21 protein-coding genes and 1 riboswitch are annotated in these 15906 nt (G+C 36.0%); of the genes, 11 read left to right on the top strand and 10 right to left on the bottom strand.

The features are described 5' to 3' along the window. The first annotated feature begins 71 nt into the window (after positions 1-71). A complete protein-coding gene (gene ytvI, locus ACFFHF_RS19050; RefSeq protein ID WP_377058823.1) occupies positions 72-1103 on the top strand; it encodes a sporulation integral membrane protein YtvI in 1032 nt (343 codons plus the stop codon). Positions 1104-1135: 32 nt separating this feature from the next. Here the strand turns inward: ytvI and ACFFHF_RS19045 are convergent, their stop codons facing one another. Then, positions 1136-1432, bottom strand: a complete 297-nt coding sequence (locus tag ACFFHF_RS19045) for a hypothetical protein (protein WP_160546352.1) — start codon at positions 1430-1432, stop codon at positions 1136-1138. Between the two features lie 293 nt (positions 1433-1725). Here ACFFHF_RS19045 and ACFFHF_RS19040 point away from each other — a divergent pair, with 293 nt between their 5' ends. The 3 genes from ACFFHF_RS19040 to ACFFHF_RS19030 all read left to right on the top strand — a co-directional run bounded on the left by ACFFHF_RS19040 (position 1726) and on the right by ACFFHF_RS19030 (position 2568). Further along, positions 1726-2127 (top strand): hypothetical protein, encoded by a 402-nt coding sequence (locus ACFFHF_RS19040; protein WP_160546351.1) that lies wholly within the window; start codon positions 1726-1728, stop codon positions 2125-2127. 162 nt (positions 2128-2289) lie between these two features. Beyond that, entirely contained in the window at positions 2290-2397 is a 108-nt protein-coding gene (locus ACFFHF_RS19035; protein WP_119707305.1) for a YjcZ family sporulation protein, read from the top strand. A 33-nt stretch (positions 2398-2430) separates the two neighbouring features. After that, the gene (locus ACFFHF_RS19030) at positions 2431-2568 is read left to right on the top strand and encodes a YjcZ family sporulation protein (protein ID WP_160546350.1); all 138 of its coding nucleotides are present in this window, start codon (positions 2431-2433) and stop codon (positions 2566-2568) included. Between the two features lie 39 nt (positions 2569-2607). On the opposite strand, the gene ACFFHF_RS19025 is transcribed toward ACFFHF_RS19030, so the two are convergent. The 5 genes from ACFFHF_RS19025 to ACFFHF_RS19005 are packed head-to-tail and all read right to left on the bottom strand — an operon-like array spanning position 2608 to position 6178. Then, entirely contained in the window at positions 2608-3378 is a 771-nt protein-coding gene (locus ACFFHF_RS19025; protein WP_377058822.1) for a TatD family hydrolase, read from the bottom strand. Continuing rightward, positions 3375-4121, bottom strand: coding sequence for an ABC transporter ATP-binding protein (locus ACFFHF_RS19020; RefSeq protein ID WP_340902963.1), 747 nt, complete (start codon positions 4119-4121; stop codon positions 3375-3377). The genes ACFFHF_RS19025 and ACFFHF_RS19020 overlap by 4 nt, the downstream gene beginning before the upstream one ends. Then, positions 4108-4881, bottom strand: a complete 774-nt coding sequence (locus ACFFHF_RS19015; protein WP_340902966.1) for an ABC transporter permease — start codon at positions 4879-4881, stop codon at positions 4108-4110. The genes ACFFHF_RS19020 and ACFFHF_RS19015 overlap by 14 nt, the downstream gene beginning before the upstream one ends. Beyond that, complete coding sequence (locus ACFFHF_RS19010; protein ID WP_377058821.1) at positions 4878-5171, bottom strand: thiamine-binding protein; 294 nt, start codon at positions 5169-5171, stop codon at positions 4878-4880. The genes ACFFHF_RS19015 and ACFFHF_RS19010 overlap by 4 nt, the downstream gene beginning before the upstream one ends. 11 nt (positions 5172-5182) lie before the next feature. Beyond that, entirely contained in the window at positions 5183-6178 is a 996-nt protein-coding gene (locus tag ACFFHF_RS19005) for an ABC transporter substrate-binding protein (protein ID WP_340902969.1), read from the bottom strand. 102 nt (positions 6179-6280) lie between these two features. Beyond that, positions 6281-6391, bottom strand: a riboswitch (TPP riboswitch). A 190-nt stretch (positions 6392-6581) separates the two neighbouring features. On the opposite strand from ACFFHF_RS19005, the gene ACFFHF_RS19000 reads away from it, so the two are divergent. The 5 genes from ACFFHF_RS19000 (at position 6582) to ACFFHF_RS18980 (ending at position 11682) form a co-directional block, all read left to right on the top strand. Next, the gene (locus tag ACFFHF_RS19000) at positions 6582-8162 is read left to right on the top strand and encodes a peptide chain release factor 3 (RefSeq protein WP_340902971.1); all 1581 of its coding nucleotides are present in this window, start codon (positions 6582-6584) and stop codon (positions 8160-8162) included. A 171-nt stretch (positions 8163-8333) separates the two neighbouring features. Next, on the top strand, positions 8334-8810 hold the full coding sequence (locus ACFFHF_RS18995; RefSeq protein ID WP_377058820.1) for a hypothetical protein: 477 nt from the start codon (positions 8334-8336) through the stop codon (positions 8808-8810). 126 nt (positions 8811-8936) lie between these two features. Continuing rightward, complete coding sequence (locus tag ACFFHF_RS18990) at positions 8937-9758, top strand: DUF5667 domain-containing protein (protein ID WP_377058819.1); 822 nt, start codon at positions 8937-8939, stop codon at positions 9756-9758. Between the two features lie 116 nt (positions 9759-9874). After that, a complete protein-coding gene (gene sigI / locus ACFFHF_RS18985) occupies positions 9875-10624 on the top strand; it encodes an RNA polymerase sigma factor SigI (protein ID WP_377058838.1) in 750 nt (249 codons plus the stop codon). Further along, positions 10621-11682 (top strand): anti-sigma factor domain-containing protein, encoded by a 1062-nt coding sequence (locus tag ACFFHF_RS18980; RefSeq protein WP_377058818.1) that lies wholly within the window; start codon positions 10621-10623, stop codon positions 11680-11682. Before sigI ends, ACFFHF_RS18980 begins: the two co-directional genes overlap by 4 nt. Here ACFFHF_RS18980 and ACFFHF_RS18975 read toward each other — a convergent pair. Next, complete coding sequence (locus ACFFHF_RS18975; protein WP_119707319.1) at positions 11679-11876, bottom strand: alpha/beta-type small acid-soluble spore protein; 198 nt, start codon at positions 11874-11876, stop codon at positions 11679-11681. The genes ACFFHF_RS18980 and ACFFHF_RS18975 overlap by 4 nt on opposite strands. 113 nt (positions 11877-11989) lie before the next feature. Continuing rightward, entirely contained in the window at positions 11990-12340 is a 351-nt protein-coding gene (locus tag ACFFHF_RS18970) for a DUF3905 domain-containing protein (RefSeq protein ID WP_160546341.1), read from the bottom strand. A gap of 135 nt (positions 12341-12475) precedes the next feature. Between ACFFHF_RS18970 and ykzP the strand changes: the two genes are divergently transcribed. Further along, a complete protein-coding gene (gene ykzP, locus ACFFHF_RS18965) occupies positions 12476-12637 on the top strand; it encodes a protein YkzP (protein ID WP_162927708.1) in 162 nt (53 codons plus the stop codon). Further along, a complete protein-coding gene (locus ACFFHF_RS18960; protein ID WP_377058817.1) occupies positions 12637-12777 on the top strand; it encodes a hypothetical protein in 141 nt (46 codons plus the stop codon). The genes ykzP and ACFFHF_RS18960 overlap by 1 nt, the downstream gene beginning before the upstream one ends. 35 nt (positions 12778-12812) lie before the next feature. On the opposite strand, the gene ACFFHF_RS18955 is transcribed toward ACFFHF_RS18960, so the two are convergent. Both ACFFHF_RS18955 and ACFFHF_RS18950 read right to left on the bottom strand, forming a co-directional pair. Next, positions 12813-14558, bottom strand: a complete 1746-nt coding sequence (locus ACFFHF_RS18955; RefSeq protein WP_377058816.1) for a B12-binding domain-containing radical SAM protein — start codon at positions 14556-14558, stop codon at positions 12813-12815. A gap of 113 nt (positions 14559-14671) precedes the next feature. After that, complete coding sequence (locus ACFFHF_RS18950; RefSeq protein ID WP_377058815.1) at positions 14672-15706, bottom strand: acyltransferase family protein; 1035 nt, start codon at positions 15704-15706, stop codon at positions 14672-14674. Positions 15707-15906 lie beyond the last annotated feature (200 nt).

The following is a 15906-nucleotide window of genomic DNA, read 5'->3' as shown; positions in this document are numbered from 1 at the left end:
ATGTTAACTCTTTTTTCCATATGAAAATCGCTGTATACTAATACTATGGAAGGAAAGTAGGAGAGAAATACATGCTAAAAAAGCTTCTTATCGTTATCGTTTTGTGCAGTATTGGCTTTTTTTTACTGCCGTATAGTTTGCCGTTGGTTTTTGCTTTAATTACAGCTCTATTTTTAGAAGGATTAGTGGAGTTTTATAAAAATAAACTTAGGATTGCACGAGTGCATGCGGTATTAGCAGCATTCTTAACGTACATATTAGCTTTAGTAATCATTGGCTATCACTTTTTTACTTTAATCATTCAACAAACTCTTCGTTTGTCAGAGAGCACACCAACTTTTGTGAAAGATTTCTATCGAAGTACTATTTTACCAATAATGGGTAGCTTAGAGAGATATTTACAAACACTACCAGAAGAAGTATTAAACTCGATGGAAAACACCATAGAATCAAGTATCGCGTCCTTAGATGCCTTCTTACAAACTCTATTTGAAACGATCATATCTTTATTAACAGCCATTCCTGGTTTTTTAATTGAATTTTTAGTATACTTGGTTGCTTTATTCCTGTTTTCCCTAGAGCTACCTAGACTAAAAGAAAATATAAAAAGACATCTAACAGAGGGAAGTTTAAAGAAAGCATCCCTTGTCATAAACCAGCTTACCTGGGCAGGAGTTGGGTTTATAAAGGCTCAACTATTTTTAAGTGTAATTACCTTTGTGATGGCATTCACAGGATTATGGATTTTAGGAGTTTCAAATAAAACTCTTTTATCATTATTAATTGTCATTGTTGATATATTACCTATTTTGGGAACAGGCTCCGTTTTAGTCCCTTGGGGAATTGTGGCCATATTACAGGAGAATCAATTATTAGGAGTTGGCTTAATTATTTTATTTGGGCTAATCACCGTAATTAGAAGGATCATTGAGCCGAAGGTATATTCGAGTAGTCTAGGGATTTCACCTCTAGCATCCTTAGTAAGTTTGTACATAGGCTTTAAACTTATTGGTTTTCTTGGCTTATTTTTAGGCCCGGCTATCGTAATTGTTTACGATACGTTAAAAAAGGCAAATGTTATTAAAGTAAACTATAAAATATAAAAATGAAGCCATCGAAGGATGGCTTTTCATTTTTATTCCCAATCTTCATATTTGACAATTCCGCCTGTTAAATCAAGCTCTGATCGATCTCCTTTGTAGTACAGCTTTCCATTTTCAGATACAATCAAGTTTTCATACGTATAAACTTTTTTCCCGCTTGGTAAGATGATAATAATCTTTTCCCCTGGTTCGTCCTCCTTAGGTTGAACAGGGACGATAGTATTATTATCGTAAAGCTTTGCTACTAAAAGGAAAAGTACGATAAGACAAACTAGTAAAAAAACAATCCTCAAACTTACCCAAGTCATGTATCGCTTTAATCGACTCACGCTTTCTCCGCCTTTACTTCAATCTACCTTTAAATCTATGCAGGAATAAGATGAAAGTTTCCTTTTTTCATAAAATCTATTAAACTACTTTAGAATGGTATTTTTGAAAGCAAATGGTGAATTTACATCAATATTGGGAATGAATGATAGAAACATACAACAAACGTCCTGATATTGAATGAGAAAAAGAAATGTACGTGTATTCGTTAGGTCAATTGTCCAATTTTTTTATTCGACAAATTGTGATATGTTATGCATACATACGAAAATGAGGAAATAAAGGATCTGAAAAAATGAAAAAAAATATGGAATTAATTTTTAAAACAATTGATGGTGTTTCTCTTTGGAAAATTAATAGAATGCTAAAGAAGCTTTCTAAATCGAAATTAATGATATTAGAGCAAATGAAGGACGAAAAAATTGTTATTCATCTTCCTTCCAAACCGGAGAGAGAAGTAACGAGTCTTGAAATGAAAAGGGAATTACTTAGTGAAGTAGTTCAATTAGATGGTTTTGAATCCTTTAATGTAAGTGTATTAGAAAATTGTCGACCAGTTTACAAAGAACAAATCACTAAATATGGTCTGTATCGCTGGATTGAACTTCCCCTGCCAAATCAAATTCAATACGAATATAATTTTGCAGAAATGAAAGAATCTATTATTAATAATTATGAAGTGAGACCGATCATGTAGAAAACAAGAGCCTCCCAATTTTGGGAGGCTCTTGTTTATTATTCATAAAAACCACTGTACAAGTCGCCTCCGCTTTTTACCTAAAAAAGGGCGATTGACTATTCGCACATTTTGGGTTTCTTACATAGGATATATTGACTTACAACTAAGGAGGTAATTTAAATGTCAGAAACATTTGGTGGCTATGGCGGAGGTTTCGCTCTGTTAGTAGTTTTATTTATCCTTTTAATTATCATTGGTGCTTCTTGGGGCTATGGTTTCGGTTATTAATAATTAACTAAACAATAAAAGGGAGGAATATAAATGTACGGATACGGATATCCTTACAGCGGTTGCGGTTATCCAGCAGTTGGTGGAGTTGGGTACGGTGGTTGCTTCGCGCTAATTGTTGTACTTTTCATCCTATTAATCATTGTTGGTGCTGCATGCTTTAAGTGGTAATAAAAAAGAATGAAGGTGGGATTTCTCACCTTCATTCCTTTATAATCGAAAGAATTGTTTTGTATTTACATACAGTGTTTCATATGTCTTTTCCAGTGAGATAGCTTTCAATTCAGATAGCTGTTTTATTGTTTGATGAATCATATTAGGATGCGTCATTCTGCCACGAAATGGTCCTTCAAAGGGCCAGGGACCGTCTGTTTCCACCATGATCTGTGAAAGAGGAAAATGCTTAGCGATATGTTGAATTTCTTCTTCGTAAAAAAGGTCAGGAGTAAGTGATATGAAATGTCCATTTTGAATGATACGATCCATATCTGTTTCTGCTCCTTTAAACCAGTGGAAAAGTGCATGTTCAATACTATGTCTTTCTATCAGAGAGCAAACGGTGGGCACGTCATCATAAATGGCATGAAGCGAGATAGGCAAGTTTTTCTTGCTAGCCAGCTTTACCCACTCTTCAAGTAGTTCTAGATACGGTTCCAGAGAGGAGTTCCAGGAAGTTGAAGTCCGTAAATAAAAGGGGAGGCCAACCTCTCCAACCGCTATCATCTCATCAAAATGTGAGTACACCCATTGAAAAAGGTCTGCCATTTCTTTGTCTGAGCCTATTGCTTGTTCAGGGTGAAATCCAAACGCTGTTTTGACCTGCGGGTATACCTTTGAAATATGAGAGTTTCTTTTACAGGATTCTAAGTCATAGGAAACGCTTATGAGCATTTCAACTTCGTCAAGTGTCTCCATCATCGTATGAATTTCCTCATCTAGGTACTTATCTAGATGGATGTGGCTGTCAATTATTTTCCTCATTTTTGACCAACCTTTACTTTTAAAAAATCATGAATCCTTTTTTTGTAACCGAGAAATTCTTCAGAGAACATTATTTCCTCGTTTCTAGGTCGTGAGAAGGGAACAGTGACCTCCTGTTTGATTCTTGCAGGTTTATCGGATAATACAAGTATGCGGTCGGAAAGAAAGAGTGCTTCCTCGATATTATGGGTAACAAAAACAATTGTTTTTTTGTACTGTTCCCAAATCGAAAGTAGCCATAACTGCATTTCCTGACGAGTTAATTCGTCTAAAGCTGAAAATGGCTCATCTAAACAGATGATGGGCTGGGGACTAAGAAGTGCCCGTAAAAATGCCACCCTTTGCTTCATACCTCCTGAAAGTTCGTGAGGAAAAGCATTTCTATATTCTAATAGCCCCGCTCTTCGCAGCATCTCCATAGCCATTTCGTAATCTTTTTTAGCTTGTAGCTCTTGTCCAAGAACAACATTTTGAATAATTGTTCGCCATGGAAATAAGGAAGGGATTTGGGGCATATAACTAATATGTCCTCTGTTACCTGTAATGTTGTTTCCTTCGAGGATAATAGACCCTGTAAGAGGAGCCCGGAGCCCGCCGATTAACTGGAAAATCGTACTTTTTCCACTTCCAGAGGGACCAAGGACGGTTACGAATTCCCCGTTCTTAATAGAGAGGTTGAGATTCTGTAATATTGGTTTATCTCTATAAGAAAAAGACACATTATGTAATTCAAGATGCTCCACGATTTTTCCCCTCTGCTTTCCAACGAATAATAAATCTCTCTAACCAATTGATCATGATAAAAAATAACAAACTTAAAGCCATAATGAGAAATATGGCAACAAAGACACGATCTGTTCGAAATGATGAGGAAGAGAGTGTCATATAGACTCCAATCCCATTTTCTGATCCTAACCATTCAGATATTACAGCACCCATTACACTATATGTCGCTGAAATTTTCAGCCCTGAAAAGATGGAGGGCAGGGCAAACGGAAACTCGAGTTTCCAAAATAACTGACGTTTGGTTGCTCCTGCCATTTGCATATAATGAAAAAGCTCAGGAGCAACCTGGCGAAATCCATCCATGGCTGAAATCGTAATAGGAAAGAAACAAACCAGAGTAATAACAATTAGTTTTGGTAATAGGCCAAAGCCGAACCATATAACCAGAAGTGGAGCAAGTACAATAATAGGTATATTTTGCGATAATATAAGAAGCGGATATAAAGATTCTTTTAAAAAAGGAATATTATGTAATATAAAGGCAGTTAACAGACCTACGGTAACTCCAGAAACAAAGCCTAGTAAAATAAGCCGAATGGTGGAAGAAAGATGTACAGAAACACTGCTCCAGCCATTGATAAGTTCATTAAAAATTTGTGAGGGAGTTGGGAGCAGCCAAGTTGGAATCTCAGTGATTCTTGCAGTGAATTCCCAAACAAGGAATAAAAGGAGGAGAACAAAAGTTGGTCTCCACCCTTTTTGTAATTTTTGTATCATGAACGATATTTCTCCGTAAGAGTATCCATTGTTATACCAGTTGGCTGGTAAAGAATCTTCACCTGTGAAATAACATTACTGCTTCCCATTTCAATCATCTTTTCATTCATTTTCGTAATCACTGAAAATAGTTCCTGAAGATCACCCTCCATAGTTGTTTCTAAGGGATGAACCTCATACTTTACTCCTGACGCATCAATAACGGCTATTGCTTCATCTACGTAAGGAATCACATTTTCACCGTTTATTGTCTTAGGGATAATTTGTATACTAACAAGTGCGTTTGCCATATGAACAACTCCTATTGTGGTAAAAATTCATTAGTAAAGGCTTTTTCTGCATCTAACTCTGATTCTAGCAACCCGTTCTCAAGCATCCAAGAAGCATAGTTTTCCCATACTTCTAAACTTTGCTCACCCCATTGGTCTGCATCGTCTTGATATTTGGTAGCAAGCCATTCCTGACTTTTCTTTACAAGCTCTGCGTCAAGTTCTGGAGCAGCTTTGATTAAGACGTCAGCGGCATCGGAAGGATTGTCGATAGCAAATTCATAGCCTTTTGAAGCGGCATTAACAAAAGCTCTTACTGTTTCAGGATCGTTGTTAATCATGTTTTCGCTAGTGGTTAAAACAGGTGTATAGTAGTCTAACTTTTCGGAGTAATCGGTTAAGTAGACCATATTAATGTCTTCTCCTCGTAATTCCGCTTCTACGCCTGTCCAACCGTAGTATATCCAAGCAAAGTCAATATCACGTTTAACAGCGGTAAAGAAGTCCGCATCGCCTATGTTTACAATATTCACCTTTTCTACATCTGCTTGTTCTTGCTTCATAAGTGAGTCGATGACGGATTCTTCAACAGGTGAACCCCAACCACCGTATGTTTTTCCCTCAAAATCTTTAGGGGATTGAATATTTTTAGATGCCGGTGATGCGAAACCAGAAGTGTTGTGTTGAATAACCGCAGCTATAGAAACAAGCGGTACTCCTTGTACTCTTGCCTGTGTAATTCCTTCTTGATAACCTACACCAAAATCAGCTTTCTCAGAAGCAACAAGTTGGTCAGCACCAGCTTCTCCAGGCATCTGAATGGTCACATCAAGACCTTCCTCTTCAAAAAAGCCCTTTTCTTTTGCAACATATAGTCCTGTGTGATTCGTATTTGGAGTCCAATCAAGAACGACAGTCACTTTTTTTAAGTCAGCGCTTGACTCCTCTTGTTCTGTTTGCTGTTCATTTGTTTCTGAACAACCTGCGAGTAATACAGAAGCTGTTATTGCAGCTATCCATTTTTTCATTACTTTCTCCTCCAATGGTATAAGTAGGAACATGACCTGGCCCCATAGACGACAAAAAGCGCCGCAGTTTTTGAACCGGGCGCATATGTTTAAACAATATGATTGTCTAAAGAATATGTTCCCTACGCTGGTTTCATCCAGATCAGGTTCAAAGGGTCAGCATCAATGGGATGCACTCTCAACCGGTCTTCATCGGTTCCCCTACAATTCTTACCTATTTAGTTTCATTTCTATCTCATTATAGCAGAAATTATTTTCTTGAAAAGGAAGAACTTTCTTGGAAAATGAACATAATGATATGTTTGTTGTTGCTTTTGTAAAGAACACATTGCAAACTTTAAACAGTCACGATAAGATTGAAGTTATGGATGAATTTGTGTAAGGAAAGAAAGGAATTTCTATAATGGCAAAAAATTTTAAAGATGATGTACAATCGCGTCGCACATTTGCGATCATTTCCCACCCAGATGCTGGGAAAACGACATTAACTGAGAAGTTATTGTTATTTGGTGGAGCCATTCGTGATGCGGGAACAGTTAAAGGAAAGAAAACGGGTAAGTTTGCTACGAGCGATTGGATGGAAATTGAAAAACAACGTGGTATTTCCGTTACGTCGAGTGTGATGCAATTTGATTATAATGACTGTCGAGTAAATATTCTTGATACACCAGGTCACCAAGACTTCAGTGAAGATACGTATCGTACTCTTACAGCTGTTGATAGTGCGGTCATGATAATCGATTCAGCAAAAGGGATTGAGGAGCAGACCTTAAAGCTATTTAAAGTATGTCGAATGAGAGGCATTCCGATTTTCACCTTTATTAATAAGCTTGATCGTCAGGGGAAATCTCCATTAGAACTTTTAGCTGAACTAGAAGAGGTTATGGGAATAGAATCATATCCGATGAACTGGCCGATTGGAATGGGGAAAGAATTTCTCGGTATATATGACCGTTTTTACAAGCGAATTGAACAATTCCGAGTAGATGAGGAAGAACGTTTTGTTGGGTTAAATGAAGATGGAGAAATAGAAGGAGATCATAAATTAAAGCAATACTCCTTATATGACCAGACGTTGGAAGAAATCATGCTATTAAATGAAGCGGGGAATGAGTTTTCTCGTGAAAGAATAGCAAATGGGGAACTAACACCTGTATTCTTTGGTAGCGCCCTAGCGAACTTTGGTGTTCAAACTTTTCTAGAAACCTATCTTCAATTTGCACCTGCACCTCAAGCACGGGAATCTACAGAAGGAAAAATCGATCCATTATCAGAGGATTTCTCAGGCTTTATTTTTAAGATTCAAGCTAATATGAATCCTGCTCATAGGGATAGAATTGCCTTTTTACGTGTATGTTCAGGAAAATTCGAAAGAGGGATGACAGTCAATATCCCACGCTTAGGAAAGTCAATGAAGCTTTCTCAATCAACACAGTTTATGGCGGATGACCGAAACACGGTTGATGAAGCGGTTAGTGGAGATATTATTGGTTTGTACGATCCAGGTACGTATCAAATTGGAGATACATTGACTGTTGGAAAAAACAACTTTCAATATGAAAAGCTTCCACAGTTTACACCTGAACTCTTTGTTCGAGTTTCAGCTAAAAACGTAATGAAGCAAAAGTCTTTTCATAAAGGAATTCAGCAACTTGTACAAGAGGGAGCCATTCAGCTCTTCCGTACGGTTCGAACAGATGATTATTTGCTAGGGGCCGTAGGTCAACTTCAATTTGAAGTGTTTGAGCATCGAATGAGAAACGAGTACAATGCTGAGGTATTAATGGAAAGATTAGGCTCAAAAATTGTCCGTTGGGTCGAAAATGAAGAAATTAACGAAAATCTTTCTAGCAGTCGAAGCCTCTTAGTTAAGGATCGCTACGATAAGAAAGTATTTCTATTCGAAAACGATTTTGCCCTTCGCTGGTTCCAAGAAAAAAATCCAGATATTACACTTTATAATCCTATGGATGATTATCAATAAGTATAAGGGAGCCCTCAAGATTGAGGGCTTCTTTATTTTATATTCATTAGGAAGAGTGGTATGGAAAAAAAACCTAATGTCGAAAAATGTAGGAAAAGCCTTGCATGTTCAAGTGATAATTTTCTTTATTTCGTACAACCTATAAGTAATGAAAATTAGCTGGTGATTAGGATGAAAAAACAAGGGAAGTTAGAAGCTGTATTGTGGAGTATTGCGCTGCCTGGATTTAGTCAGCTTCTTAGTGGAAGCTACGTGAAAGGGGTACTATTTGTACTACTTGAGTTTGTTGTTAATGTAATGAGTAATTTTAATGAGGCCATTATGTTAAGTTTTTTATGGGAGATAGATAAAGCATTTGCAGTACTTGATTATCAATGGCTGATGTTTTACCCTTGTCTTTATATGTTCGCTATGTGGGATGCATATCGATCTGCAATGCCAGAAACGGAGGAATATTCTTATCTGCCTTTTGCCTTCGGAGCTTATTTTATTACGGTCGGGTTGATGTTATCTAAAAAAGTAAAATTATTTGGTGTCGTTTTTGGGCCAATTTTTCTTCCAATGATTTTTTTGGTTCCTGGATTGCTAATTGGTTTTGTAATCAGATACTTAATTTTAAGAGCAAAGGTACCAAAAGTGAAGTTCTAACTTTTTGTTAGAACTTTTTTTTGTTTTTTCTACTTTTACACCCCCATAGCATTCATTATTTGCTCGTAGGTATTTAGTGACTAGAAGATAGCGGCCGCTTCTTACAATACAACTGAGGTGAATGAAATGAACAAACATACTATTTTCGATTTTAACAAGATTACTAAAAGTGCCTTTGCTTTTGTTTTAGCAGGTTCACTTTCATTAACAGCAACAACTGCATTCGCAGAAGAAAATGAGAAGAATGAGTCGCAAGTAGTTGAAGAAACAGTAACAAACGAAGAAACAAATACGAACGAGGAAGTTATTTCTTTAGATGACGCACTTGTTGATGAGAATACAGACAAAGTAGAAGAACCAAAGTTGTTACCAGGAGATTTCTTTTATTTTGCAAAAACTGCATTAGAGAAAATCCAGTTAATCTTAACCTTTGATGACGTAAAGGAAGCAAAGTTACTAGCTGAATTAGCAACAGAGAGATTAGCAGAAGCGGAAGCTCTTTTCTCAGCTGGTCAAGAGGAAGAGGCTTTAGCTGTCATGGAGAAAGCTTTAGAAAACCTATCTGTGGCTGAAGAGACAGTAAGTGAAAATACAGATGCAACAGAGGAAACAACAGAGGAAGAAGTTGATCCTACAGAAGCAACAGAAGAAGATGTAGATGCAACGATTGAAATAGTTGAGAATGATGAAGTAGTTGAAGAAACAGAAGTACCAGTAGTAGAGGAATCAACTACAGAGGAAGTAGCTGTCGAAGAAAAAACTGAGGTAGTAGCGACTCCTGCTCCAGCAGCAAAGGCAACAAACCAAGTAAAGGTTGATCAAGCTCAAAAGAAAGCTGAGAAGCAAGTGGTAAAACAGGAGAAAAAGGGTGAAAAGGAACAAGGAAATAAGGCAAATAATCAGCAAAAATCAAATGCTGGTGAACAAAAAGGAAACGGAAAGAACTAAACATCTCTCTCTAAAAGAGGCCATTATTTGAATGGCTCTCTTTTTTTCCAATAGCTTACCCTTAAAAATCACAACAAAGTATCGTATGATATATGGTGATAAGTGAGGTGAAGCTGTTGTTAGGTTTATTGTTTTTACCTAAAAAGAAGAAACGTTCATTAGAAGAGACGGTATTAGCCATCCAAAATGGAGACCAAGTACTTCAAAATGAACTTATTTATCAATATAAACCCTTTATTGCAAAAACGGTATCTTCCGTTTGTAAAAGATATATTAGTGAAACAGACGATGAATTTAGCATTGGTTTAATTGCATTTAATGAAGCAATACAAAAATATAGTTCGGATAAAGGCAGCTCCCTGCTTAGTTTTGCAGAAGTTATTATAAAAAGAAGAGTGATTGATTATATCCGGCAGCAAATTAAGCACCAAAATCTGTCAATGGATGCAAATGACTTTGAAGAAAACGAGGATGAGGTTTCTCAGTCTAGTCTTGAAGCGAATATGTCACTTGAGGAATATCATAAGCAAACAGATGATGAATTAAGAAAACAAGAAATTATCCGTTTTTCAAAACTTTTAACGGAGTTTGATCTAACTTTTAAAGACTTGGTAGAGAATTCTCCAAAGCATGCAGATGCTAGAAAAAATGCCATGCTAGTTGCAAGGGAAATTGTTTCTAATGAAGAAATTAAGCAAATTTTAGTAGAGAAAAAGAGACTTCCAATCAAACAAATTGAGAATTCTGTAAGTGTTAGCAGGAAGACGATCGAACGGAATCGAAAATATATTATTGCTATTGCTCTTATATTAATGAATGACTATCTATATTTACAGGAGTATATAAAAGGGGTGTTGGAAACGTGAAACAAGGAATCATAATGGAAGTTAATGATCGTTTTTTAACATTATTAACCCCCGAAGGTGAATTTTTAAAGGCCCGTAATCAAAGTAGAAATTATCAAATAGGACAAGAAATCTCATTTGTTCCGTTTGAGAAAGAAAGTTTCTTGAGTGGTTGGGGCAAAGTTCTTCATAAAAAAACAGCAGGGGTACTTGTCGCGGCATCTCTTCTTCTAATATTTTCTTTCGTTCCATCTAGAGTGGATAATGAAGTGTATGCTTTCATGTCAATAGATGGAGAATCAAGCATTGAACTTGCTGTAAATAAAGATCTCGAAGTTATAGACGTAATTGCTTATAACGAGAGTGGAAAAGAAGTTATTGCTGACATTGATTGGGAAAATGAGCAAGTTGATAAAGTATCAACGGCAATTTTATCTAGTATTGAAAACCAAGAAGTACATTCTGATACACAGGAAATCGTCGTTGGTACGGTCTTGGCTGGTACTCAAGTAAACAAAACGGATGAAAAACTTCATCAAGTGATTGATTCCTTAAAGAAAGAGACAGAAGTGGAAATTGCTGATGTTCAAGCGACTGCTGAAGAAAGAAAAGAGGCAAAAGAACAAGGCGTTTCTGTTGGTAAATACAAAGCTCAGCAAGCAAAAGAGAAAGCAAAGGAAAAGAAAGAAGATAACGCGAAACAAGAGGAACCATCAGTAGAAACACCTGCACCTAGCGTGAATAATCCAGTTAACAACTCTACTGATACACCTGCAATGAATAATAACGGTAATGGAAAGGCCAACCCTAACTCAAATGCTCAAAAAAAAGATTTAAATAAACAAAATTCAGGGAATGGCAATTCTAAAAATAACAATCCTGGACAACAAAAAAAAGAAGTTGATTGGCAAGCTAAACAAAATGGTAACTCAGGAAGAAAACAAGAAATGAATCGGCAAGCTAAACAAAATAGTAACTTAGGAAAAAAACAAGAAGTAAAGAATAACGAAGTGCATAGTAATGAAGAAAAGCCCCGCAACAGCGGAGGCTTTTTGCCATTTGATATGAAGTTTTATTAAAAATTACGACCTGACATTTGTGCTTGTGCTTGTTTTACAAGTCGCTTTGTAATTTCTCCGCCAACTGAACCGTTCCCTCTTGATACTGTATCTCCACTTAACGTAACACCGAATTCTTGAGCGATTTCGTACTTAACTTGATCTAAAAATTGTTCCACGCCTGGAACTAAAAGCTTGTTACTATTTCTTGCCATAATATCAGCTCCTTTTTTTGTATTTACAGAGAAATCTTCTCTGTATGTGTAGTATGCAAGCATTGACTTGTTAACATAAGTGGTAAGTTTTCGTATTTTAGGGAAAAGTCGTATTAATCTTTTCCATGACTAACATCTTTTGTTGGGTGCATAAAAGGGTATCCCTTCGGTTTTTTCTTACTTTCCACAAGGTCTCTATTTTCACTTGTGTTCCAACCAATATCATTTGTCGGATGTACCCATTCGTCACCGGACATAACGGCTGGATCCGTATCTTCACTCCATTGTTCTAATGGGGAATTAGGTGAAGCATACAGGCTATCTCCAATAACAACGCCTTGAGAGTTAATAAATGGTGGTTCTATGGTAATGCCTGTTCCCTTAAAATCTGGAGAGTTTATTTGATGAGGTAGAGTTCCGTCGATTGAATAATTTTCTTCCAATTTTTTTCTCTTTTTGCTCATAACAATCATCCCTTTTTCTTTTATATTTTGTTGTCCATGGATTTTTATAAGTAGAAAATGAAGACAAAAAAAGGAAGAGTGAAACATAAAAGAAAAGTGAAACATATATGTAATTCCATTAAGGAGGAATGAAAAATGGCTAAAAGAAAAGCAGAGCGAGATGCTGCCGTAAAATATAGCAAAACACCTAAGAAAAATGTAAATGAATCTGAATTTTCAGCGGAATTTACTTCTGATGAGAACACGATGAAGGGATTTAATCGAAACTCTAAACAAGGAAGAAAAGGTAGATCCTAATGAAAAAGAAAAAACAAACCCCAAACGTTGAATTTGGAAGTGAGTTTGGTGATATCAATGCAGCCAAACATTATGAAGTCCTACTGATGAATAGTGATAAAAAGCAAGGCAATAAGAAAAAGCAAAATAAGAAAAACTAAGGAGGAGCTTATAAAGCCCTCCTTAGTTTTTCTTATCATTTTTTTGTTCCAAATAATTGCGATTGTTGCTTTGTCGGTTCAAAATAGGCTAAAAGACTCGTTTTTCCTCGTGAAAATATTCCTGAATGCATATACTCTTGATAGTCAAAAGAAAGCTCTTCTACGATGGAATGCTTGTAAAGCTCTTTTTCTTTAATCTCTAAAGCAGCAAAATCTTCTCCTAATATGCGAGGTTCCTCAAGGATCATGTGATATAGAGCAGACCTCTCATCCTTCTCAAGACGATCCTCCCACCACGATTTTCGTGGTTTGAATTTTGCGTTCTCCAAATAGTCAATCTTCATTAAGCTTAAGATAACATCTTGGTCAGGAAGATCTATGGATTTGATGAATTCAAACAAACGCTTAAATAAATCTTCAAGCTGGTGACCAATTCTAGACCAACCTCTATCTTCCCAATAAGAACCAAATTTTTGGAAAAATTCAAAAGGAGAAGAGAAGGAGTTCGTAACTAAATATTCAATCGTATGGTCCATACGATGATCATTCCAATACTTCTCTAGCACATCTTCCACTTGCTTGATTTTAATAATATCATCAAAGGACAGAACATTATTACCTAGAATTTCATACGGTGACTGGTCCATATAAATGTATTGGTGGTCATCGGCTCGTAAACGCAAGCCAGTACCTCTAAGCATTTTTAAAAATCCTAATTGTAGTTCTTCAGGTCTCATCTCAAATACATCGTTAAAGGTCTTTTTGAACGTATCATAATCTTCTTCAGGGAGACCCGCGATTAAGTCAAGATGTTGATCAATTTTCTTACCGTCTTTAACCATTGTTACCGTTCGAGTAAGCTTCTCAAAGTTTTGTTTTCTCATCACAAGCTCATTTGTATAATCATTTGTAGACTGAACACCAATTTCAAAGCGGAATAAGCCTGGAGGTGCTTCTTGGTTTAGAAATTCTATAACCTCAGGTCGCATGATATCGGCAGTTATTTCGAATTGAAAGACTGTCCCAGGTAAATGTTCGTCTATTAGAAAACGGAACATTTCTAGAGCATAACTACGGCTAATATTAAAGGTACGGTCAACAAACTTGATCGTTTTTGCACCGTTTTTCATTAAGTAACGGATATCTTCTTTAATTTTTTCACGATCAAAATAACGTACACCTACTTCAATAGAAGAAAGGCAAAATTGACAACTGAAAGGACATCCTCGGCTAGTTTCAATATACGACACACGCTTTCCTAGGTGCTCCATATCTTCTTTAAAACGGTATGGAGAAGGAAGTTCACGTAAATCAAGCTTATGACGCTGTGGATTTAATTTGATTTCTCCTGTTTCGGTACGGTAGGAAATTCCCGGCACTTGATGAAAATCTTTCTCAGAGTCTAGCTGCTGAAGAAGATTTTTAAATGTTTCCTCACCTTCACCAATGACAATAAAATCAAATTGAGGCACTTTTTCCATCCATTCCATCACATCATAAGTAACTTCGGGACCACCTACGACAATTTGAATCATAGGATTAATCTTTTTGATCATACTAACAACTTTGATTGTTTCTTCAATATTCCATATATAACAGCTAAACCCAATAATATCCGGCTTTCTTTGGACAAGATCGGTTACTATATTCATTGTTGGATCCTTAATTGTATATTCAGAAAGCTCGATCTCAAATTCAGGTTCAGCATAAGCTTTAAGATAGCGAATAGCTATATTTGTATGAATATATTTTGCGTTAAGTGTTGCTGCAATAACTTTCATTTTTTACTCCTTTATGTCTCTTTATACAATCAGTATATTTTATCATATTTTCTCCAAATATAGAGAAGGGAAAACATAACATACAAACGATAGAAAAAAAAGGAAGCCGAAGTCTAATGACTGAGCTTCCTTTTTTCTATATGTTTATGAAATCTTGTAACGAATTGCCTCAGGCGTGACATCTTTAGTTCTATCAATGGCTGTGCAAAAGTCGTAAAAAGCTTACTCGATAGTAACACTGTAATTACAAATGAAATTAATAGAAGCAGAAAGAAGGTTTCCACATTATAAAAATAATCCTGTACATCACTTTGCCTAAATGGCTGAACAATAAATCCGTGTAGCAAATATACGTAAAGTGTATTTTTACCAAACGGAGTAAAGAATAACTGCCTCTTAGGAATGAGTGAGAAAAAGGCTAGAACCAGCATAGTGCTAAGCAAAAGTAGCCCAAACCTCATGATAGGTGCAGTATAGATTTCTGCGCCTAATGCTTCGTATGGTTTTGATCCAAATAGCCATTGATAGTTCATATCAGGTGCTACAAAAAAACCAGTGAAGACGATAGCGAACAGTATAAGTGATGCAACTCGGTAAGGTGTACTTGAAAGAATTTTAAAATGCTCCTTTTTTAAATAAAACCCAAGTAAAAAGAGTGGGAAAAATACAAATGTCCTTGATAGACTTAAATAATTTGTCATCCAATCTACATACCCAACAAGTAAACTGAGAATAACAGCAAGCATCAGGGCAATTTTCCTATTCACTTTTGTAAAAGCAAATAAAAATAGATTCCAAAAGAATAGACTGATTAAAAACCAAAGTGACCAATGGGGATCAAATGGGTCCATCACAAAGGTCTCTTTTGAATCTAAAAAGAAATAGAAAATGGAATAGATTAGTTGAAAAATTAAATAAGGGATAATTAGTTTAAAGGAAATTTTCCTTAAGTAGCCTTCCTTCTCAAATCCTTTGGCAAAGTACCCTGAGATGAGAATGAAAGCTGGCATATGAAAAGTGTAAATCGTTTTATATAAAGTATAGACCGTATAGTGGTCTTGAATGAATGATTGAATTAAGTGACCAAACACAACAAAAAAGATTAATATAAATTTCGCATTATCAAAGTAAAAGTCTCGTTTTTTCATCTTATCCTCCTTCCGAAAGTCTACTATTTCTTACCCTCTTTTTCTAGTCATAAAACCTGACACTTTCTTCCAAGCCTCCCTTCTAACTGTTTTAATACATGTAAACGTCTGTTATATAACGGTTTTTGCTTGGCTTTATTGGAAAAATAACAAAAAAAAGCAGCTGTTTCATAAAAAAATTGCAATTGTTTGATATTTAT

It is taken from the genome of Robertmurraya beringensis (assembly GCF_042433785.1).
GTDB lineage: Bacteria > Bacillota > Bacilli > Bacillales > Cytobacillaceae > Robertmurraya_A > Robertmurraya_A beringensis.
The sequence above is the reverse complement of the archived record's forward strand: the minus strand, read 5'-3'. Positions and strand labels throughout refer to the sequence as shown.

What these genes read in the sequence shown, in the direction of transcription:
- ytvI (WP_377058823.1), top strand. Translation starts at nt 72, where the DNA reads ATGCTAAAAAAGCTTCTTATCGTTATCGTTTTGTGCAGTATTGGCTTT.
- ACFFHF_RS18995 (WP_377058820.1), top strand. Translation starts at nt 8,334, where the DNA reads ATGAAAAAACAAGGGAAGTTAGAAGCTGTATTGTGGAGTATTGCGCTG.
- ACFFHF_RS18990 (WP_377058819.1), top strand. Translation starts at nt 8,937, where the DNA reads ATGAACAAACATACTATTTTCGATTTTAACAAGATTACTAAAAGTGCC.
- ACFFHF_RS19010 (WP_377058821.1), bottom strand. Translation starts at nt 5,171, where the DNA reads ATGGCAAACGCACTTGTTAGTATACAAATTATCCCTAAGACAATAAAC.
- ACFFHF_RS18960 (WP_377058817.1), top strand. Translation starts at nt 12,637, where the DNA reads ATGAAAAAGAAAAAACAAACCCCAAACGTTGAATTTGGAAGTGAGTTT.
- ACFFHF_RS19005 (WP_340902969.1), bottom strand. Translation starts at nt 6,178, where the DNA reads ATGAAAAAATGGATAGCTGCAATAACAGCTTCTGTATTACTCGCAGGT.
- ACFFHF_RS18950 (WP_377058815.1), bottom strand. Translation starts at nt 15,706, where the DNA reads ATGAAAAAACGAGACTTTTACTTTGATAATGCGAAATTTATATTAATC.
- ACFFHF_RS19025 (WP_377058822.1), bottom strand. Translation starts at nt 3,378, where the DNA reads ATGAGGAAAATAATTGACAGCCACATCCATCTAGATAAGTACCTAGAT.
- ACFFHF_RS18975 (WP_119707319.1), bottom strand. Translation starts at nt 11,876, where the DNA reads ATGGCAAGAAATAGTAACAAGCTTTTAGTTCCAGGCGTGGAACAATTT.
- ACFFHF_RS19000 (WP_340902971.1), top strand. Translation starts at nt 6,582, where the DNA reads ATGGCAAAAAATTTTAAAGATGATGTACAATCGCGTCGCACATTTGCG.
- ACFFHF_RS19035 (WP_119707305.1), top strand. Translation starts at nt 2,290, where the DNA reads ATGTCAGAAACATTTGGTGGCTATGGCGGAGGTTTCGCTCTGTTAGTA.
- ykzP (WP_162927708.1), top strand. Translation starts at nt 12,476, where the DNA reads ATGGCTAAAAGAAAAGCAGAGCGAGATGCTGCCGTAAAATATAGCAAA.
- ACFFHF_RS18955 (WP_377058816.1), bottom strand. Translation starts at nt 14,558, where the DNA reads ATGAAAGTTATTGCAGCAACACTTAACGCAAAATATATTCATACAAAT.
- ACFFHF_RS18970 (WP_160546341.1), bottom strand. Translation starts at nt 12,340, where the DNA reads ATGAGCAAAAAGAGAAAAAAATTGGAAGAAAATTATTCAATCGACGGA.
- ACFFHF_RS19015 (WP_340902966.1), bottom strand. Translation starts at nt 4,881, where the DNA reads ATGATACAAAAATTACAAAAAGGGTGGAGACCAACTTTTGTTCTCCTC.
- ACFFHF_RS19040 (WP_160546351.1), top strand. Translation starts at nt 1,726, where the DNA reads ATGAAAAAAAATATGGAATTAATTTTTAAAACAATTGATGGTGTTTCT.
- ACFFHF_RS19030 (WP_160546350.1), top strand. Translation starts at nt 2,431, where the DNA reads ATGTACGGATACGGATATCCTTACAGCGGTTGCGGTTATCCAGCAGTT.